The organism is Brevundimonas sp. EU05-FHT14B11 (genome assembly GCF_058790835.1).
Window position 1 is genome coordinate 803,315 of the sequence record NZ_JBYTCY010000001.1, and the last position, 18,595, is coordinate 821,909.

Genomic DNA, 18,595 nt, shown 5'->3' on the forward strand with positions numbered 1-18,595 from the left:
TAGGGGAAGTCAGCGATTCTGGAGAGGCGGGTATGGGCAGGATGATCGGCGCATTCGCGATCCTGACGTTGACCGGTTGCGCCAGTGCGCCGCCGGACGCGGTTCAGGACTCGAGACCGACGGTCATCGTCGAATGCGTCATGCGACCCAATCCGTCGCGCGATCAGCCTGCTGAGCGGTGCAAGGTGATATCGGTCAGCCCGGACACGCCGCACACCCGCCGCCTGGCGCAAGACCTCCTAGAAAAGCTTCCCGTAGCCGAGCGTCGATCGCCTTCGGAGGCGCTGATCGACGCGCAGACCATGCGGTTCAGGGTGCGCCTGAATCCGGACGGAGCGGTCGAAGAGACGACGACGGGTGACGAACCCGACGCGCCCCGCTAAACGTCCCGCAAGGGAGAACGCCACATGACGACGCGAGCCAACGCGCCTCAGTACCTGACCGGCTTCGGCAATCATTTCGCGACCGAGGCCGTGCCCGGCGCGCTGCCGGAGGGGCGGAACTCGCCGCAGCGGACGCCGATGGGGCTGTACGCCGAGCAGCTGTCGGGGACGGCCTTCACCGCGCCGCGCAGCGAGAACCGCCGCAGCTGGCTGTATCGCCTGCGGCCCTCGGCCCAGCACCCGGCCTATAAACCGTTCGCGCAGGGGCGGGTGCGCTCGGGGCCGTTCCATGAGGCGCCGCCGTCGCCCAACCGGATGCGCTGGGACCCGCTGCCGATGCCGGGCGAGCCGACCGACTGGGTCGAGGGGCTGGTCACCTACGGCGGCAACGGCGATCCGGAGGCCGGGATCGGCACGGGCATCCACCTGTACGCCGCCAACCGCTCCATGACCGACCGGGTCTTCTACTGCGCCGACGGCGAGCTGCTGATCGTGCCGCAGGAGGGGGCGCAGGCCTTCGTCACCGAGATGGGCCGGATCGACGCCCGGCCCGGCGAGATCGTGGTCATTCCGCGCGGGGTGCGGTTCCGTGTCGAGGTCTCCGGACCCGTGCGCGGCTATGTGTGCGAGAACTACGGCGCGGCCTTCCGCCTGCCGGACCTGGGGCCGATCGGCTCGAACGGCCTGGCCAATCCGCGCGATTTCGAGACGCCCGTCGCCTGGTTCGAGGACGTGGATCGGCCGACCGAGTGCGTGCAGAAATTCGGCGGGCGGCTGTATGCGACGACCTTTGATCACAGTCCGCTGGACGTGGTCGGCTGGCACGGCAACTACGCCCCCTGCAAATACGATACGGCCAGGTTCAACACGATCGGGACTGTCAGTTTCGACCACCCGGACCCCTCGATTTTCACGGTGCTGACCTCGCCCAGCGACACGCCGGGGACGGCCAACTGCGACTTCGTGATCTTCCCGCCGCGCTGGATGGTGGCCGAGGGCACGTTCCGGCCGCCGTGGTTCCACCGGAACGTCATGAGCGAGTTCATGGGTCTGGTGACCGGCGAGTATGACGCCAAGGAGGGCGGCTTCGCCCCCGGCGGCGCGTCGCTGCACAATTGCATGAGCGGGCACGGGCCGGACCAGGCCAGCTATGACAAGGCGGTCGCCGCCGAGCTGAAGCCGGTGAAGATCGAGAACACCCTGGCCTTCATGTTCGAGACGCGCATGCCGATCCGCACCACGGAATGGGCGCAAACCAGTCCGACGATGCAGCTGGACTACGACGACGTCTGGACCGGATTCACCAAGGGAGCCGTTAAATGAAACGACTGATGATCGCCGTGACGGCCCTGCTGGCCGCCGCCTGCCAGCCGATGCCGGCCACCGACGGCGCCGCGACCGCCGCGCCGCAACAGTCCCAGGCCAGCGCCGCGGGCAGCACCGACGCGGCCCTGTGCGCCTCCCAGGGCGGCAAGATGCTGCCGCAGGGCCGGATGCAGACCGTGCGCTGCGTGATCACCTACGCCGATGCGGGCAAGCGCTGCACGACCGGCTCGGACTGCCAGGGAGACTGCCGCATCGAGGACGTCGCCGGAACGCCGAACGCGGGCGCCCCCGCCGTCGGCCAGTGCCAGGCCGCCAGCGGCCGTTTCGGCTGCTACACCACGATCGAGAACGGCAAGGCGGAGCCGACGATCTGCGTCGACTGACGCGCTGAGCGCCGCGCAAGCAAAAGGCCCCGTCGCGAGAGCGGCGGGGCCTTCTTCGTTCGTCCGTGGACGGAACGGCTTAGTGGGCCGGAGCCGGGGCCGGCGGGGCGGTCATCTCGCCCGAGGGGGTGGTGCTCGGGGTGTTCGAGGTGGTCATGCCGCCGTCGGCGTTGCCCGCCTGTTGCTCGATACGGTCGGCTTCGGTGTTGAGGGCCTTCTCCTGGGCCTCGTTCGGGGTCGCGGCGGCCTGGGCCTCCAGCGCGTCGGCCTGGGTTTCGGCGGCCTTGTCGGCCGAGCTTTCCCCGCAGGCGGCGAGGCCCACGACGGCGAAGGCGGCGACGGCGGCGATGGTGAACTTGCGCATGTGAACTAACTCCCTGTGTTCGGGGAGGTAAACACCGTTAGGTCCGGAAGGTTCACGCGGCCGTGACACTTCCGTGACCTGTCAGGCCGCGAAGGCGACCCGCGCGGCGCCCAGAAGGGCGGCGTGCTTGTGCAGGATCACCTTCGTGGGAATGGCCGCCATATAGTCCTGGAACCGGCCCTTGCGCTCGAACCGCTCGCGGAAGGGACTGGCCTTCAGGAAGGGCAGGATGCGCGGGGCGATGCCGCCGGCGATATAGATTCCGCCGCGGGCGCCGGTGGTCAGGGCGATGTCCCCGGCCACGGCGCCCAGGATGGCGCAGAAGCGGGCCAGCGTGGCGCCGCACTGGCTGCGCGGATCCTCCAGCGCCTCGGCGGTGATCTGGGCCGGGTCGTCGATATGGGTCTCGCGCCCGTCGATCTCGGCCAGGGCCCGGTGCATGTTCAGCAGGCCGGGGCCGCAGATCAGGCGCTCGATGGAGACCCGATCATAGCGGCGGCGCAGGATGCGCAGGATCTCGTCCTCGACCGGATCGCCCGGGGCGAAGCAGGCGTGGCCGCCTTCGGAGGGCATGGCGATCTCATTGCCGTGCTGGTCCCGCACCAGGGCGGAGACGCCGAAGCCGGTGCCCGGCCCGAGCACGGCGATGGCCGAATGAGGGGCGCCCTCTTCCGGGCCGCCCAGCGAGGCCAGCTCGGACGGCGGCACGATCGGCGCGCCCCAGGCCAGGGCCTCGAAATCGTTGATCAGGCGCACCGGCTCCAGGCCCAGCGTGCCCAGTTCGGTCTCCGACACCCGCCAGGGCGAGTTGGTCAGGTCGATCTCGCCGTCGGTGACCGCGCCGGCCACGGCGATGACGCCGCCGGTGGGCTTCACCTCGCAGCCGTCGATGAAGGCCTTCACGCCTTCGAGGAAGGTCGGATAGCGCTCGGCCGGGAAGCTTTCGTGATGCTCGAGCACCGGCCTGCCCTCGATCATGTGGGCGATGGCGAAGCGGGCGTTGGTGCCGCCGACGTCTCCGACGAGCAGGGTGCGGTCCCAGTTGACGGTCATGAGCGCTGTCCTTGAATCCCTTGCCGCGCGGCGGCTTCTTCTTGATTGGCGTCAGGCATCGACGGCGCGGTCGACGATATTCGGGTCGGGCGGGGTGTCGATGCTGACCGGGCTGCCGGTCGGCGTGGTGAAGCAGACCGAGGCCCCTTCCTCGGCGGTCGAGACGGTCTGGCGGAAGACGCTGAACAGCTCGCGGCCATAGCCCCAGGCCGAGCCCTCGGCGTGGGCCTGGGTGCGGTGGGCGGCGGGGCGTTCGCGCAGGCCCGCGACGCCGATGGTGGTCAGCACCCCGGCCTCGGCGTCCAGCCGGATGATGTCGCCGTCCTTCACATGGGCCAGGGGGCCGCCGGCGAGAGCCTCTGGCGAGACGTGGATGGCGGCGGGCGTCTTGCCGCTGGCGCCCGACATGCGGCCGTCGGTGACGAAGGCGACCTTGAAGCCCTTGTCCTGAAGCACGCTGAGGGCGGGCGACAGGCTGTGCAGCTCGGGCATGCCGTTGGCCTTGGGGCCCTGGAATCGCAGGACCACGACCACGTCGCGGTTCAGCTTGCCGTCCTTGAAGGCCTGCAGCGCCTCTTCCTGGGATTCGAAGACCGCGGCGGGGGCCTCGACGATGCGGTTCTCGGGCTTGACCGCCGAGACCTTGATAACGGCCCGACCCAGGTCGCCCTGGACGAGGCGCAGGCCGCCGTCCTTCTGGAACGGGTCGGAGGCGGGACGCAGGATGTCGCGGTCCAGGCTCTCGGTGACGCCGTCGCGCCAGACCAGTTCGCCATCGACCAGCGAGGGCTCCTGGAAATAGTGCTGGATGCCCTCGCCCATGACGGTCGTGACGTCGGAGTGGATGTGGCCCGCCTGGGCCAGTTCGCGGGTGACGAAGGCGACGCCGCCGGCGGCCTGGAAGGCGTTCACGTCGGCTGAGCCGTTGGGATAGACGCGAGCCAGCAACGGGGTGGCGGACGACAGCTGGTCCATGTCGGTCCAGTCGATCAACACGCCCGCGGCGCGCGCCATGGCGACCAGGTGGATGGCGTGGTTGGTCGAGCCGCCGGTGGCCAGCAGGGCCACGATCATGTTGACGACCGACTTCTCGGAGATGACGTCGGCCATGCGGCCCCGGCCCGTGCGGGCCAGCTCGACCGCGCGCTTGGCGGCGGCGGCGGTCAGGGCGTCGCGCAGGCCGGTTTCCGGATGGACGAAGGCGGTCGACGGCAGGTGCAGGCCGCCCAGCTCCATCATCATCTGGTTGGAGTTGGCGGTGCCGTAGAAGGTGCAGGTGCCGGGCGAGTGGTAGCTGCCGATCTCGCTTTCCAGCAGGGTCTGACGGTCGACCTGGTTCTGGGCGTAGAGGGCGCGGACGCGAGCCTTCTCGGCATTGGGTATGCCTGAGGGCATGGGCCCGGCGGGGGCGAAGACGACCGGCAGGTGGCCGAAGGCCAGGGCGCCGATGAACAGGCCGGGGACGATCTTGTCGCAGACGCCCAGCATCATGGCGGCGTCGAAGGCGTCGTGGGTCAAAGCGACGCCGGTGGACATGGCGATCACGTCGCGGCTGAACAGCGACAGCTCCATGCCCGGACGGCCCTGGGTGACGCCGTCGCACATGGCGGGGGTCCCGCCGGCGACCTGGGCGGTGGCGTCGACCTCGCGCACGGCGGCGCGGATGATCTCGGGGAAGCGCTCGAACGGCTGGTGGGCCGAGAGCATGTCGTTGAAGGCGGTGACGACGCCGACGTTGGGGCGCGACCCCGACATGGCGTTGAGCTTGTCCTTGATCGGGGCGCCGGCGAAGGCGTGGGCCCAGTTGGCGCAGCTGAGCTTGGCGCGGCCGATCCCGCTGTCGCGGGCGGCGTCCATGCGGCGCAGGTAGTCGGCGCGGGTCGCGTGGGAGCGCTCGGTGATGCGGGCGGTGACCTGAGCGACGACGGGATGGAGCTTGGGCATCAGACGGTCTCCGTCCACAGGACATCGAGCGGGACGTTCGCGGCGATCAGGGCGGCGATGGGCTGGGTCGCCGGGTCGCCCGCGGCCTCCCGTTCGAACACGGCGCGCTTCTGCTTGCCGGTCAGGGCCAGGACCACGCGGCGCGCCTGCATCAGATAGGGCAGGTTGATCGACAGGCGTTCGAGGCTGGGAGCCATGCCGTCGCGGCCATGGGGCACGCCCAGGACGGTCGGCGCCAAGGTCGGGGTGAGCAGGGTCTTCAGCGTCGGGCTTTGGGGGAACATGGAGCAGATATGGCCATCCTCCCCCATGCCGAGAAGGACGGCGTCGAGGCGGCCGCCCTCGGCGGCCAGCGCATGGGCGGCGACGATGGCGGCGCGATCGACGGTGACCTCGGGCGTATAGAGGGGCACGAAGCGGGCGGCGGCGGCCGGACCGATCAGCAGGGTGGTCTTGAGCAGGGCCGCGTTGGAGTCCGGCGAGGTCTCGGGGACATAGCGTTCGTCGATCAGGGTGACGGCGACCTTGGACCAGTCGATACCGGCGGCGGCCATACGGGCGTAGATCGGCGCGGGGGTCGAACCGCCGGAACCGGCGAACACGGCCTTACCGGTTTCGGCGACGGCGCCCGACAGGGTTTCGGTCAGCCGGGCGGCGCAGGCCTCGGCCCATGTCGCGCCGTCGGCGAAGACTTCAATCTCAGGCATCCGACGAATTCCATTCCCGGCCGGTGCGGGCCATCAGCATGTCGGCGTCCGCGGGACCCCAGGTTCCGGCGACGTACTCCTGGGGCCTGATGTCGCCGTCGGCCCAGGCCTCGGAGACTTCGTCGACCCATTTCCAGGCCTGTTCGGCCTCGTCGCGGCGGACGAACAGGGTGGAGTCGCCGTGCAGGGCGTCCAGCAGCAGGCGCTCGTAGGCGATGCGGCGGCGGGGCGGCTTGTCGCCCTTGCCGCCCACGCCCCACGACAGGCTCATCTTGATCGGCTGCAGCTGCATGCGCTGGTCGAGGCCCGGCTTCTTGTTCATCACCGTCAGCGAGATGTCTTCCTCGGGCTGCAGCTCGATGACCATGCGGTTGGCCTGCACCTCGCCGCGGTCGTCGCGGTCGAAGATGGAGTGCGGCAGCGGCTTGAACTGGATCACGATCTCGGTGCGCTTCTCGGGCAGGCGCTTGCCGGTGCGCATGAAGAAGGGCACGCCCGCCCAGCGCCAGTTGTCGATGTCGGCGCGGATGGCGACGAAGGTCTCGGTGTCCGACGGCTGGCCGCGTTCCTCGTCATAGCCCTTGGCCGGCTTGCCCTCGCTGGTTCCCGCCACGTACTGGCCGCGCACGGTGACGCGCTCGGCCTCCTCGTGGGTGATGGGGCGCAGCGAGCGCAGGACCTTGACCTTCTCGTTGCGGACCGAGTCCGGGTCGAGGTCGGACGGCGGCTCCATGGCGACCAGGCAGAGCAGCTGCAGCATGTGGTTCTGCAGCATGTCTCGAAGGGCGCCGTACTCGTCGTAATAGGGCCAGCGGTCGCCGACGCCGACCGTTTCACCAATGGTGATCTGGACGTGGTCGATCGACAGGTTGTTCCACAGCGGCTCGAACACCGTATTGCCGAAGCGCAGGGCGATCAGGTTCTGGACCGTCTCCTTGCCCAGGTAGTGGTCGATGCGGAACACCTGGTTCTCGCGGAAGGCGTGGGCGACGGCGTCGTCGATCTCCAGGAAGGATTTCAGGTCGCGGCCGACGGGCTTCTCCAGCACCACGCGGTCGTTCGGCCCGGCCATGCCGGCCTCTTTCAGGGCGGTGACGATGCGGCCGTAGAGGGACGGCGAGACGGCCAGGAAGGAGGTGACTCCGGCGTCGCTGACCTTGGCCTTGAGCGGCTTCAGGCTTTCGGCGCTGGTGGCGTCGACCGGCAGATAGTCGAGGCGGGCCTCCATGCGGGACCAGGCGGCCTCGGACCAGGCGTCGTCGGCGCGGGCCTTGCCCTCGACCGAAGCGCGGACCTTTTCGACGTACTCGTCGCGGCTCTCGTCCGAGCGGGCGGCGCCGATGATCTTCAGATCGTCGGGCAGCAGGCTGTCATGCTCGAGGAAATAGAGCGAAGGCAGAAGCATCCGCATGGCGAGGTCGCCGCCGCCGCCGAACAGCACCAGGGCCGCCATTCGTGCTCCTTCACTTGTTGAACCCTTCGGGATGAAGGGTCTTTGGCCGCTTACGCCCGCCTAGCCAACAGTGGCGCGGCGGGCTGAAACACCATGTGACGGCCAAGGTGGAAAAGCGAAACGGGCGCCGGGTCAATCCCCGGCGCCCGCAGCGGTTCCGATTAGGGAGGCGCCGGGCCTACGGCACTTCGGTGATCAGCAGGGTGGCGGGCTGGTTGCCGCCGCCGTAGGTGCCGACCCAGATGTCGTAGGTGCCGGACGCCGGCTTGGCGAAATAGACCTGGGCGTTGGTGCCGCCGCCGCTGTCGTCGTCGCAGTACCACTGGCCGTCGGGGCCGTTGACCACCAGGGTGGTGTCCGTGTTCGCCTCGGTGCGGATGGCCAGCGGCAGCGAGCCGGCGCTGTAGGTGATCTCATAGTCCGGCGCCGTGGCGATCGAGCCCTGGCAGGACGAGGACACGTTCGAGGCCGAGAGGGAGCCGCCGGCCGTCAGGCTGACGCGGTGCGGATCGGGGGTGAAGCCCGAGCTCAGGCTGACTTCGCCGAAGGTCGCGGTCAGGGTGGTGTCGGGAGAACCGCCGTCGCCGCCTCCGCGGTCGCCGGACAGCTCGGTGATGTTCAGGGTCGCCGAGGTCGTGCCGCCGCTGAAGGTGCCGACCCAGATGTCATAGGTGCCCGAGCGCGGGCTGTTGAAGGTCACTTGCGGGTTGGTGCCGCCGTTGGAATCGTCGTCGCAGTACCACTGACCGTCCGGACCGTTGACCACCAGCGTCGTGTCCGAGCTGGACACCGCGTAGATGTAGAGCGGCAGCGAGCCGGAGCTGTAGGTCAGCTCGAAGTCGGGGGCGCGGGCGATCGAGCCGCGGCAGGGCGAGCCGATGGTCGAGGCGTCGATGGAGCCGCCGGCGGTCAGGGAGACCGAGTGAGGATCGGGGGTGAAGCCCGAGCTCAGGGAGACGTCGCCGAAGGTCGCCTTGGCGGACGGATCCTGCGCCTGGGCCGCGGGCGCAACCAGCAGCAGCGCGGCCGTGGCGGCGATGAGAGACCGGATCAGCATTTCCTTATTCCCCAGGAATAGTTTGAACGAACAGCGTTGCACGACAGCATCTGTCCGGCAAGGCGAGCGGCCTGTGCAGGGAGACTCTTGGCGTAAGACCCTGGATCGCACTACTTGCGAAACATGACAAAGGTTCTGATCATCGGCGCGGGGCACGCGGGCGGCACGGCGGCGGCGCTGTTGCGCCAATACGGCCATGAAGGCCCCATCGTGCTAGCGGGCGAGGAGCCGGCGCCGCCCTATCAGCGACCGCCGTTGTCGAAGGCCTGGCTGAAGGGCGAGGCCGACTTGGAGGCGCTGCTGCTGCGCCCCGAGAGCTTCTACGCCGAGCAGGCCATCGAACTGCGCACCGGGACGACCGCGACGGCCATCGACCCGGCGGGCAGGACGGTCGCCTTCGCGGACGGGACGGTCGAGACCTATGACGCGCTGATCCTGGCCACCGGATCGACGGCGCGGCGGCTGGCCCTGCCGGGCGCTGACCGGGCCGATCTGCTGGAGCTGCGCACCCTGGCCGACGCCGAGCGGCTGAAGGCGGCGCTGGGTCCGGGCAAAAAGCTGGCGGTCGTGGGCGGCGGCTATGTGGGTCTGGAGGCGGCGGCCTCGGCCCGGGCGCTGGGCGCCGACGCGGTGGTCATCGAACGGATGGACCGGGTGCTGGCGCGCGTCGCCTCGCATACGCTGTCCGAATTCTTCACCGGCTATCATCGCAAGCACGGCGTCGAGATCCTGACCTCGGCCGAGGTGACCGGGTTCGAGGATGCGGGCGTGCGGCTGGCGGACGGGCGGCTGATCGAGGCCGACGCCGTGCTGGTCGGCGTCGGCGCCCTGGCGCGCGAAGGGCTGGCGCGGACGGCCGGGCTGCACTGCCTGAACGGGGTGGTGGTGGACGGCGAGGCGCGAACCTCGGATCCGGCGATCTGGGCCGTCGGCGACGTGACCTACCGGCCCGTGTCCGTGCACGGCGGGACGATGCATCGGCTGGAGAGCGTGCCCAATGCGCTGGAACAGGCCAAGCAGGCGGCCTCGGCCATCGTCGGCCGGACGGCGCCGACGCCGGAGGCGCCCTGGTTCTGGTCCGACCAGTATGACCTGAAGCTGCAGATCGCCGGCCTGCCCGACGGGGCGGACCGTCAGGTGGTGCGCGGCGACGTGGAGGCGGGCGCCTTCGCCGTCTTCCACCTGGCTGGAGACCGGATCGTCTGCGTCGAGGCCGTCAACGCGCCGGCCGAGTTCATGGCCGGGCGGATGATGATCGGCAAGGCGACGCCGGTGGACGCGGACCGGCTGGCGGACCTGTCGGTGTCGATGAAGGCGGTGGCGGCGGGCTGAGGCCTGTTTCCATCGCGGCGACGCCGCGGCGATACAGTGACCAGAATTATGCGAATGTGTCGCAAAAGCGGTTGCGACATCCGGCAAAGATGATACTGCGAGCCGCTCGCAATATCTTCCTCCCCGGAATCGCTCCCATGACCCAACGCGCCGACGCGCTCCGCTCGCTCCTGTTCGCCTCCAGCGCCGCCGGCATGCTGCTGGCCGCCGCCCCCGCCGTGGCCGGCGATCCGGATCCGGCCGCCGATCCGCAGCAACAGGACACCACCACCCTGGGCACCGTGACGGTGACGGGCCAGCACGTCCGCCGCGAGCCGACGTCGCCGGAGTTCGTCGCGCCGCTGGTCGACACCCCGCGCGCGGTGACCATCATCCCGCAGCAGATCATCGAGCAGACCGCCGCGACCTCGCTGCAGGACATCCTGCGCACCTCGCCTGGCATCACCTTCGGCGCCGGTGAAGGCGGGCAGCCGCTGGCCGACCGTCCGTTCATCCGCGGCCAATCCTCGGGCAACAACATCTTCGTCGACGGCATCCGCGACTCGGGCGGCCAGCAGCGCGAGGTCTTCAACCTGGAACAGGTCGAGGTCGTAAAGGGTCCGGACTCGGTCTACTCGGGCCGCGGCTCGGGCGGCGGCAGCATCAACCTGGCCTCCAAGGCCCCGCGCCTGCAGGACTTCACCCACTACGGCCTGGGCGTCGGCACCGACGGCTACCTGCGCGGCGCCATCGACCAGAACTGGAACCTGGGCGGCACCGCAGCCCTGCGTCTGAACCTGATGGGCGCGGAGGGCGATGTGCCGGGTCGTGACTCGGTCGACTACGACAAGTGGGGGCTCGGCCTGTCGCTGGCGGCCGGCCTGGGCACGCCGACCACGGCGACCATGAGCTACTACCATCTGGAATCGAACCAGATGCCCGACTACGGCATCCCGCTGTTCACCAAGATCAACATCCGCACGACCGACAGCGGCGTGCTGGATGTGCCGTACGACAGCTTCTACGGCCTGCATTCGCGCGACTATCTGACCAATACGGTCGACACCTTCACCTTCGACGTGAAGCACCGCTTCGGCGAGCACGCGGAACTGCGCAACGTGACCCGGGTGTCCCGCACGCTGAACGACTATGTCGTCACCAATCCCGGCGACGGCGGCAGCATCACCGCGACGCCTCCGGGCGTGGCCCTGATCGGCGGCGTCTACTGGATGAAGCGCGGGACCAAGTCGCGCTGGAACCCGAACGACACGATCGCCAACGTCACCGACCTGCACGGCCGGATCACCACGGGCGGCCTGCGTCACAGCTATGACATCGGCCTGGAACTGGGGCGCGAGAAGAACCGCAACGCCTCCTACACCGTCACGACGATCAGCGGTTCGGCCTGCCCGGCGCCCCTGACCGGCTTCGACTGCACGCCGCTGTACGATCCCAATCCGCAGGATCCGTGGACCGGCACGATCACGCGCGGCCTGATCAGCACCAACACCACCGATACCGTGGGCCTGTACGCCCTTGACTCGATCGAGATCGGCGACCGCTTCATCGTCAACCTGGGCGTCCGCTATGACGACTATTCGGTCGAGGGGATCAACGCCACGGGCACCGTGGCCGCGCCGGTATACACGCCGGTCGCCGCCGACTGGGACTTCGTCAACTACCAGGTCGGCCTGGTCTACAAGCCGACCTCGAACTCCAGCGTCTACGTCTCCTACGCCACCTCCTCCACGCCGCCGCTGATCGCCGCAGGAGACCAGAACACGGGCGGCAACGGCACGGGCTCGGGCACGCTGACCGGCGTCCTGGATCCGGAAGAGACCGCCAGCTGGGAAATCGGCGCCAAGGCCAACCTGTTCGGCGACCGCCTGGCCCTGTCGGCCGCGGCCTTCCACCTGACCCGCGAGAACGCGCAGATCCTGGTCGGCCCGCTGCCCACCGACTTCGCCCAGGCCGGCGAAGTCGAGGTGCGGGGGATCGAGCTGGGCGTGTCCGGCAACATCACCCGCGAATGGCAGGTGTTCGGCGGCTACAGCTGGATGGACTCCGAACTGGTGAAGGGCGCCGTGACGATCGTCGGCGGCGTGCCCGTGCCGAGCGCCTTCGAAGGTCTGCCGCTGGCCAACACGCCGGAGCACTCGTTCAGCCTGTTCAGCACCTACCGGGTGACCCCGAAGCTGAGCCTGGGCGGCGGCGCCTATTATGTGTCCAAGAGCTTCGGCGGGAACCAGGGCGGAGCGGGCGGCGGCGCCAACCGCGTCTTTGCGCCGGAGTACACCCGGGTGGACCTGTTCGCCTCGTACGACATCACCGACACCGCGTCGCTGCAGCTGAACGTCCAGAACGCGGGCGACGAGGAATACATCCTCCGCACCAACGGCGTGCACCACGCCGATGTGGCGCCGGCCCGTCAGGCGATCCTGACGCTGAACCTGCGCTACTGAGGTCGCTGAATCTGCGCGGCGGGCTATTTCGGCCCGTAGGTCCGTTCGCGTAGAACCGGGGGTTCAGGTTGGTCTTCCCTGATGGCCTGACCCCCCGGGTCTTTCCGTGTCCGGATCTCGGGCGCGACCAAGGAGGCGGCGCATGCTGCTGCACATTCCAGAGGTGTTCTCCAAGGCGGAGGCGGCCAGCCTGCGCGCGACGCTGGACGCCGGGCCGTGGGCCGACGGCAATGTCACCTCCGGCCATCAGTCGGCCACCGCCAAGGTCAACCGCCAGCTTCCCGAGGACTCGCCCCAGGCGCGCGAGGTCGGGGCGCTGGTGCTGCAGGCGCTGAACGCCAATCCGATGTTCGTGTCGGCCGCCCTGCCGCACACGATCTTTCCGCCGCTGTTCAACCGCTATGAGGGCGGCGAGCATTTCGGCGTCCATGTCGACAACGCCATCCGCCAGCGCGGCGGGCTGCGCATCCGCAGCGACCTGTCCTGCACCCTCTTCCTGTCCGAGCCCGACGAATACGACGGCGGCGAGCTGATCATCGAGGAGATGTACGGGCCGCAGTCGGTGAAGCTGTCGGCGGGGGACCTGGTCCTGTATCCGTCCAAGAGCCTGCACCGGGTCACGCCGGTGACGCGCGGCGCGCGGGTGGCCAGCTTCTTCTGGCTGCAGAGCCTGATCCGTGACGACGCCGACCGCGAGACCCTGTTCCGGATGGATGTGGCCATCCAGCGGGTCAACGCCGAGAAGGGCCCCAAGGACCCCGCCGTACTGGAGCTGACGGCGGTCTATCACAACCTGCTGCGGCGGTGGGCTGAGGTCTGAGGGGCGGCTGGGGCCGTTGGCGGGGCGCGCAGTCGGTGGGGCCGGAGCGTGGGAAGTGATTAGTGGTTAGTGATTAGTGGGTGGCTGACCCGACGGCCTGAGTCAGAACCACCACCGCTCGTGACGCCGCGAACCACTAACCACTAACCACTAATCACTTGCTGGGCTCGCCGCCCGCCACATGAGCTGGGTCAAGCCGTCAGTAAACGTCCCGCCGGTACCGCCCGGTCTCGGTCAGATCGCGCAGGGCTTCGACGCCGACCACGGCTTCCAGCGCCTCGTGCACGCCCCTGGACATGCCTTCCAGGCTGCCGCAGACCATGAGGGTCGCGCCGCGCGACAGCCAGTCCCGCAGGGTCTCCGCCTGCTCCGCCACGACCGCCTGCACATAGCGGCCCCCCTCGCCATTTGGGCCGGCGTCGCGGGAGAAGACGCGGTCCAGCCGGGTCAGCAGGCCCGAGGCCTGCATCGCCTGAAGCTCGTCATCCAGGAAGGCGTCGTGGGCGCGGGTGCGCTCGCCGAACATCAGCCAGGCGCCGCCGTGGGCCTGACCCTCGCGGGCCTTCAGGTGGGCGCGCAGCCCGGCCAGGCCGGTGCCGTTGCCGATCAGGATCAGGGGCGTGGCGGCGTCGGGGCCGTGGAAGCTGCGGTTGGTGCGGATGCGCATGCCGACCTCGGCGCCGGGGGCGAGGTCGCGGGTCAGCCAGCCGGAGGCGAGGCCGGGCGTGCCGTCCGGGCGAGTCATCCGGCGGACGATGAACTCGGCGCGACCGGTCGAGGCCAGGGAGGCGACGGAGTATTCGCGGCTGCCCTGGGCCGGGTCGGGCAGGCCGATCTCGGCGATATCGCCCGCGGCCCATGACGGCGCGTGATCGATCGGCTCGAAGGCCAGCAGGTGCGCCTCCCCGCCGGGGCTGCCGGGATTGAGCAGGCGGCGCTCGGCCAGACGCCAGCGGTCGTAGGCGGGCGGGGTCCAGTCGGCCTGGACGGCCTGGCCGGTGATCAGGCCCAGGTGGTGCTGCCAGTGGCGGATCGCGCCGGTGTCGCCGTTGTCGACCTCGACATGGTCAAACAGGGGCGCGGCGCCCGAACGGCGCAGCCAGCCGTCCAGCGCCCGGCCGAAACCGCAGTAGTCGGCGTAGGTGCGGTCGCCCAGCGCCAGCAGGCCGTAGGACAGGCCCTGGAGGTCGGCGGGGGCCTTCATCACCTGACGCACGAACCACGACATGCTGTCGGGGGGATCGCCCTCGCCGGTGGTGGAGGCGACAACCAGCAGGCGGCCGGCGGCCTTCAGCTCGTCGGGCTCGAGATCGCCGAGCAGGGCGACGCGGGCCGGGGTTCCGGCGTCGGACAGGCTCTTGGCCGTCATCCACGCCAGCTCCTCGGCGAGGCCGGTCTGGCTGGCGAAGGCGACGAGGACGGCGTCCGCGCCCGCCGGCGGCGCCAGCGCGGCGGCCTTGCGGGCGGCGGCGCGTTTGGCCAGCGCCCGGCTGACGATGACCCAGAGGACGCTCAGCAGCCACAGGCCGACGGCCACGGCGGCCCATGTCAGACGCCCGGGATCGGTGGTCACGCGCCCTCGTCCAACATGGCGGCGAAGGCGGGGGTGACGATCTCCGTGACGCCGTCGTAGCCGCGCACGACGAAGGCGGCGGCGATCTTCATGGCGGTGGCGAAGGCGGGGCCTTCCGTCGGCCCCATGACGGTCAGGGCCGTGGCCATGGCGTCGGCGTACATCGCCGTTTCGGCCAGGACGGTGACGGAGGCGACGCCGTTGTCGACCGGCTGGCCGGTGCGGCCGTCGATGGTGTGGCTGTAGACCCGGCCGTAGGATTCGAAGCTGCGGATCCAGTCGCCGGAGGTGGCGACGGCGAGATCGAACAGGGCCGCGACGGTGCGCGGGCCGGGGGCGTCCGGCCCCTGCTGCAGCTCGACCCACCACGGATGGCCGTCGGGTTTCACACCCCGGCCGCGCAGCTCGCCGCCGATCTCGACCAGGTGATGGGCGGCGCCCAGCTCGGCCAGGCGGTCGGAGACGCGGTCGACGGCGTGGCCCTTGGCGATGCCGGACAGGTCGAGCTTGAGGCCGCCGATCTGCTGCACGGCGCGGCGGTCGCGGTTCAGGCGCAGGCGGCCCCAGCCGGACAGGGCCAGGGCGGCGGCGATGTCTTCCTCGTACGGCGTGGTCGGACCGGTGCCGAAGGCGTTCAGCGGGCGCGGGCCGGGCGGGCCGAAGCCCCACAGATTGACCAGGGCGCCCAGCGTCGGATCGACCGCGCCGTCGGTGTCGTCGGCGACGTCCATGGCCTGGTTGAGCAGCAGCCAGAAGGGCTCGGACACCGCCCAGAAGCCCTCGGGCGCGGCGTTGAACCGGGCCAGTTCGGAGCGCGGGTCCCAATGGCTGAACAGGCTGACGATGCGGGCCAGTTCGGCGTCGATGGCGGACTGGAAGGTCGCCCGCTCGGCGCCCTCGGGCGGAACCAGGCGGACGGACCAGTCGGCGCCCATGCTCGTGCCCGCGAAGTCCCAGATCAGCGTCGAGGGCGGGCGGGCCGGCGTCTGGCCGTGGGTCGGGATGAGGACCCGGTTGTCCGGGCGCGGCGCAGCGTCGCCGCCCACGATGACCGTGGGCGGCGCGCTTTTGCTGGACAGAGGGCCTCCGGGCCGGGTCAGGGCAGGACTTCCACGACGCCGTTGTACTGGGCGTTGTACGCCAGCTGCTGGCCCTGGGCGGGGATGCGGACCGAGGCGTTGACCCAGTACATGCCCGGCTCGGGCCAGGTGACGGTGAACGCGCCGTCGGCGCCGGTGCGGACGGTGATCTCTTCCGGATTGTCGCGGTAGCGGGTGCCGCCGCGGGCGATGGTGACTTCCAGGTCGGCGGCCGGCTGGCCGTCGCGCACCAGCTTGAAGGTCGCGGCCTCGCCGGCGACCAGGTCGTTCGGATGGGTCACCGGGACCAGCTCGATGCCCTGGCCGGTCGGGGCCAGCGCCGTGGTCGAGGTCGCGCCGAGGGTGACGAAGGTCTCGATGCGGCTGTTGTTGCGGGTGGCGACGACCTCGGTGGCGTCGGCCGGGATGTTGGCGGCCATTTCAGCCTCGGTCCCGCGCCAGCGCTTCTGCTCGCCGCCCTGCTTGTAGCTGACGATGACGCCGCCCATGACGTTGGCGACGCGGTAGGTGCCCTGCTGGGTCAGGTGCAGGTCGAAGGTCGAGCGGTAGCGGGCGCGGCCCATGTTCTCGGGCGCGACGGTCGAACCGTCCGGCGCGGTGATCACCAGGCCGGCGAGGTTCATGGCGGCGTGATCGGGGATGAAGACGCCGTTGGACATGCCGGCGTCGAAGCCGACCCAGGCATCGGTTCCCGACAGGCTGGTCGAGGTCGGGGCCAGCCAGGCGCGGTGGGCCTGGGCGGACATCGGCAGGGCGAGGGCGGCGAGGGCCGCGATGATGGCGATGGACTTCTTCATGGCGGCTTCCTTTAGCGGGTGACGGCGACGCTGACGGCGCCCAGTTCGGTGCGCCCGGTTCCCTGGGCGGTGTTGGCGCGGCCCCAGACGAAGGGCACGCGGACGACTTCACGGCCGCCCAGTTCGCGGGCCGCCTCGACGACCACGGAATAGTTGCCGGCGGGCAGGTCCCGCAGGCGGGCGGCGGGGATGCTGACGGTGTGACGGCCCGGAGCCTTGGTGGCGCTGGAGACGCCGTCGGCCGGCAGGGTCATGCCGCGCCCCAGACCGCGCCACCAGGTGCGCATGTCCTTGAGCCAGTCCTTGCCTTCGGCGACGTTGGAGACCTCGTACCAGACGGCCAGGGTGCGCACCGGCGTGGCGGCGGCTTGCCCGGCGCCCGCGCGCTCGATCCACAGCGCGACATAGGGGCGGTGATAGGCGGCGCCGGTCTGCTGCGGCACGGTCACCGTGACGTTCAGGTCGGCGGCCATCGCCGGGGCGGCGAAGGTCCCGAGGGCGGCGGCGGAGGCGGCGAGGGTCAGGGGACGCATGTCGGACTCGTCAGTGAATGAAGATCAGGGCGATGATGACGGGGATCAGCAGACCCAGACCCAGAAGGGGCCAGGTCGAGGGGCGCTGCTTGGCGTGCATCCAGGTCAGGGCGAAGCCGGTGACGGCGAAGACGATGCAGGCGGCGGCGAAGACGTCGATGAACCAGAACCACACCTTGCCGGTGTTGCGGCCCTTGTGCAGGTCGTTGAGGTAGGCGATCGGGCCGCGGGTGGTGCGCTCGCGCGCGGCCTCGCCGGTGGCGCGGTCGATGGTCAGCCAGCCGTCGCCGCCGGGCTCGGTCAGGGCGATGTAGACCTCTTCCGGCGTTGTCTCGGTGGGACGGCCCGCGATGGAGACCTTGAAGTGGTCCGAGGCCCAGCGGGCGACATAGTCGGGGGCGGGATCGGTGGTCTCCTGCGGGAAGGTCGACAACCGCTCCAGCAGGGGGGCGGGCAGGGTCCCGGCGGTCTCGACGGTGGAGACCTGACCGGGGATCGAGGCCGCGTGATTCAAGGTGATGCCTGTGACGGCGAACAGCATCAGCCCGATCAGGCTGACGGCCGCCGAGATCCAGTGCCACTGATGCAATTGCTTCAGCCAGAACGACCTTGCGGCGTTCAGGGCCTTCTTCGGCTTCGGAGCTGTCGCGGCGGCGTCGGTCACGCCCCGGCTTGTGCCGAAGTTGAGAACCGTTTGCAAGATGGCGCGCGTGCGACCTTTGGGAGCGCTTTCCGAGAGGCGAGGAGCATCGATCTCCATCAGTGGTTGATCTTGCCGCTGCTTTGGATTGAATCGGGGCGACGGGACGGATGCGGGAGGCGGCCTTGACCCATTGGACGGATCGTTTCGGCGGGAAGCTGGTGCTGGTCCTGCTCGACAACAAATTCAGTCCGTCGATCAAGAAGGGGCGCAGCCTGTGGGGGCTCCAGCGGGACCTGACGTACAGGACCGGGGACGGAGACGACCTGATCACCGTGCCCGCCGGCTTCGTGACCGACCTGACCTCCATACCGCGCTGGGGCTGGATTCTGCTGCCGCCCGACGGCCCCTGGGTGAAGGCGGCGATCGTCCACGACTTCCTCTACGCCACCTCGGGCACGGGACAGTGGAAGCGTCGCCAGGACGGGCGGACCCGCGCCGAACCCTACGACCGGGCCGAGGCCGACGGCGTCTTCAGGGAGGCGCTGGAGAACCGCGGCGTCGATCCCGTGCGCCGCTTCGTCATCTGGGCCGCCGTCCGGGTGGGCGGAGCCAAGGGGTGGGGAACGGACGATTCGCGCCAGCCGGTCTCGGCGGCCGACGAGGCCTTCGTCCTGGACCGATAACGG

Annotated in this window: 18 protein-coding genes; 7 read left to right on the forward strand and 11 right to left on the reverse strand. The window is 69.9% G+C overall.

Features of this window, described 5'->3' with window-relative positions; all coding sequences use genetic code 11:
- Window positions 1-32 precede the first annotated feature (32 nt).
- The 3 genes from AC3WRV_RS04110 to AC3WRV_RS04120 are packed head-to-tail and all read left to right on the forward strand — an operon-like array spanning window position 33 to window position 2,092.
- Complete coding sequence (locus AC3WRV_RS04110; protein WP_492312247.1) at window positions 33-383, forward strand: hypothetical protein; 351 nt, start codon at window positions 33-35, stop codon at window positions 381-383.
- Between the two features lie 24 nt (window positions 384-407).
- Window positions 408-1,706: a homogentisate 1,2-dioxygenase gene (hmgA, locus tag AC3WRV_RS04115; protein WP_492312248.1), complete on the forward strand. Its 1,299-nt coding sequence runs from the start codon at window positions 408-410 to the stop codon at window positions 1,704-1,706.
- Window positions 1,703-2,092, forward strand: coding sequence for a hypothetical protein (locus tag AC3WRV_RS04120; protein WP_291840974.1), 390 nt, complete (start codon window positions 1,703-1,705; stop codon window positions 2,090-2,092). Before hmgA ends, AC3WRV_RS04120 begins: the two co-directional genes overlap by 4 nt.
- 79 nt (window positions 2,093-2,171) lie before the next feature.
- Here the strand turns inward: AC3WRV_RS04120 and AC3WRV_RS04125 are convergent, their stop codons facing one another.
- From AC3WRV_RS04125 to AC3WRV_RS04150, 6 genes are all read right to left on the reverse strand, one after another.
- Complete coding sequence (locus tag AC3WRV_RS04125; RefSeq protein WP_291840976.1) at window positions 2,172-2,456, reverse strand: hypothetical protein; 285 nt, start codon at window positions 2,454-2,456, stop codon at window positions 2,172-2,174.
- An 81-nt stretch (window positions 2,457-2,537) separates the two neighbouring features.
- Complete coding sequence (glk, locus tag AC3WRV_RS04130) at window positions 2,538-3,509, reverse strand: glucokinase (RefSeq protein ID WP_492312249.1); 972 nt, start codon at window positions 3,507-3,509, stop codon at window positions 2,538-2,540.
- A gap of 51 nt (window positions 3,510-3,560) precedes the next feature.
- Window positions 3,561-5,453 carry a phosphogluconate dehydratase gene (gene edd, locus AC3WRV_RS04135; RefSeq protein WP_492312250.1) on the reverse strand — a complete coding sequence of 631 codons (1,893 nt, stop codon included), beginning with the start codon at window positions 5,451-5,453 and terminating at the stop codon, window positions 3,561-3,563.
- Window positions 5,453-6,160, reverse strand: a complete 708-nt coding sequence (gene pgl / locus AC3WRV_RS04140) for a 6-phosphogluconolactonase (protein WP_492312251.1) — start codon at window positions 6,158-6,160, stop codon at window positions 5,453-5,455. Before pgl ends, edd begins: the two co-directional genes overlap by 1 nt.
- Window positions 6,153-7,613: a glucose-6-phosphate dehydrogenase gene (gene zwf / locus AC3WRV_RS04145; protein WP_492312252.1), complete on the reverse strand. Its 1,461-nt coding sequence runs from the start codon at window positions 7,611-7,613 to the stop codon at window positions 6,153-6,155. Before zwf ends, pgl begins: the two co-directional genes overlap by 8 nt.
- Window positions 7,614-7,791: 178 nt before the next feature.
- The gene (locus AC3WRV_RS04150; protein WP_291837201.1) at window positions 7,792-8,670 is read right to left on the reverse strand and encodes a peptidase; all 879 of its coding nucleotides are present in this window, start codon (window positions 8,668-8,670) and stop codon (window positions 7,792-7,794) included.
- A gap of 123 nt (window positions 8,671-8,793) precedes the next feature.
- On the opposite strand from AC3WRV_RS04150, the gene AC3WRV_RS04155 reads away from it, so the two are divergent.
- From AC3WRV_RS04155 to AC3WRV_RS04165, 3 genes are all read left to right on the forward strand, one after another.
- Window positions 8,794-10,002, forward strand: coding sequence for an NAD(P)/FAD-dependent oxidoreductase (locus tag AC3WRV_RS04155; RefSeq protein ID WP_492312253.1), 1,209 nt, complete (start codon window positions 8,794-8,796; stop codon window positions 10,000-10,002).
- A 137-nt stretch (window positions 10,003-10,139) separates the two neighbouring features.
- On the forward strand, window positions 10,140-12,443 hold the full coding sequence (locus AC3WRV_RS04160; protein ID WP_291837197.1) for a TonB-dependent receptor: 2,304 nt from the start codon (window positions 10,140-10,142) through the stop codon (window positions 12,441-12,443).
- Between the two features lie 142 nt (window positions 12,444-12,585).
- Window positions 12,586-13,263 carry a Fe2+-dependent dioxygenase gene (locus tag AC3WRV_RS04165; protein WP_291837195.1) on the forward strand — a complete coding sequence of 226 codons (678 nt, stop codon included), beginning with the start codon at window positions 12,586-12,588 and terminating at the stop codon, window positions 13,261-13,263.
- 199 nt (window positions 13,264-13,462) lie between these two features.
- Here the strand turns inward: AC3WRV_RS04165 and AC3WRV_RS04170 are convergent, their stop codons facing one another.
- Genes AC3WRV_RS04170 through AC3WRV_RS04190 form a run of 5 tightly spaced genes read right to left on the reverse strand, consistent with a single transcriptional unit; the run spans window position 13,463 to window position 17,930 of the window.
- Entirely contained in the window at window positions 13,463-14,836 is a 1,374-nt protein-coding gene (locus AC3WRV_RS04170) for a sulfite reductase subunit alpha (RefSeq protein ID WP_492312254.1), read from the reverse strand.
- Window positions 14,833-15,882: an FAD:protein FMN transferase gene (locus AC3WRV_RS04175; RefSeq protein ID WP_492312255.1), complete on the reverse strand. Its 1,050-nt coding sequence runs from the start codon at window positions 15,880-15,882 to the stop codon at window positions 14,833-14,835. The genes AC3WRV_RS04170 and AC3WRV_RS04175 overlap by 4 nt, the downstream gene beginning before the upstream one ends.
- A gap of 50 nt (window positions 15,883-15,932) precedes the next feature.
- Window positions 15,933-16,733: a DUF4198 domain-containing protein gene (locus AC3WRV_RS04180; protein ID WP_492312256.1), complete on the reverse strand. Its 801-nt coding sequence runs from the start codon at window positions 16,731-16,733 to the stop codon at window positions 15,933-15,935.
- 11 nt (window positions 16,734-16,744) lie between these two features.
- On the reverse strand, window positions 16,745-17,266 hold the full coding sequence (locus AC3WRV_RS04185) for a DUF2271 domain-containing protein (protein WP_291836109.1): 522 nt from the start codon (window positions 17,264-17,266) through the stop codon (window positions 16,745-16,747).
- 10 nt (window positions 17,267-17,276) lie between these two features.
- The gene (locus AC3WRV_RS04190; protein ID WP_492312257.1) at window positions 17,277-17,930 is read right to left on the reverse strand and encodes a PepSY-associated TM helix domain-containing protein; all 654 of its coding nucleotides are present in this window, start codon (window positions 17,928-17,930) and stop codon (window positions 17,277-17,279) included.
- Window positions 17,931-18,091: 161 nt separating this feature from the next.
- Here AC3WRV_RS04190 and AC3WRV_RS04195 point away from each other — a divergent pair, with 161 nt between their 5' ends.
- Window positions 18,092-18,592, forward strand: a complete 501-nt coding sequence (locus AC3WRV_RS04195) for a DUF1353 domain-containing protein (RefSeq protein WP_492312258.1) — start codon at window positions 18,092-18,094, stop codon at window positions 18,590-18,592.
- The last annotated feature ends 3 nt before the right edge of the window (window positions 18,593-18,595 follow it).

Coding starts and splice junctions, on each gene's coding strand:
- zwf (WP_492312252.1), bottom strand. CDS start 7,613: ATGGCGGCCCTGGTGCTGTTCGGCGGCGGCGGCGACCTCGCCATGCGG.
- glk (WP_492312249.1), bottom strand. CDS start 3,509: ATGACCGTCAACTGGGACCGCACCCTGCTCGTCGGAGACGTCGGCGGC.
- AC3WRV_RS04155 (WP_492312253.1), top strand. CDS start 8,794: ATGACAAAGGTTCTGATCATCGGCGCGGGGCACGCGGGCGGCACGGCG.
- AC3WRV_RS04180 (WP_492312256.1), bottom strand. CDS start 16,733: ATGAAGAAGTCCATCGCCATCATCGCGGCCCTCGCCGCCCTCGCCCTG.
- pgl (WP_492312251.1), bottom strand. CDS start 6,160: ATGCCTGAGATTGAAGTCTTCGCCGACGGCGCGACATGGGCCGAGGCC.
- AC3WRV_RS04150 (WP_291837201.1), bottom strand. CDS start 8,670: ATGCTGATCCGGTCTCTCATCGCCGCCACGGCCGCGCTGCTGCTGGTT.
- AC3WRV_RS04125 (WP_291840976.1), bottom strand. CDS start 2,456: ATGCGCAAGTTCACCATCGCCGCCGTCGCCGCCTTCGCCGTCGTGGGC.
- AC3WRV_RS04185 (WP_291836109.1), bottom strand. CDS start 17,266: ATGCGTCCCCTGACCCTCGCCGCCTCCGCCGCCGCCCTCGGGACCTTC.
- AC3WRV_RS04110 (WP_492312247.1), top strand. CDS start 33: ATGGGCAGGATGATCGGCGCATTCGCGATCCTGACGTTGACCGGTTGC.
- AC3WRV_RS04160 (WP_291837197.1), top strand. CDS start 10,140: ATGACCCAACGCGCCGACGCGCTCCGCTCGCTCCTGTTCGCCTCCAGC.
- AC3WRV_RS04120 (WP_291840974.1), top strand. CDS start 1,703: ATGAAACGACTGATGATCGCCGTGACGGCCCTGCTGGCCGCCGCCTGC.
- hmgA (WP_492312248.1), top strand. CDS start 408: ATGACGACGCGAGCCAACGCGCCTCAGTACCTGACCGGCTTCGGCAAT.
- AC3WRV_RS04165 (WP_291837195.1), top strand. CDS start 12,586: ATGCTGCTGCACATTCCAGAGGTGTTCTCCAAGGCGGAGGCGGCCAGC.
- edd (WP_492312250.1), bottom strand. CDS start 5,453: ATGCCCAAGCTCCATCCCGTCGTCGCTCAGGTCACCGCCCGCATCACC.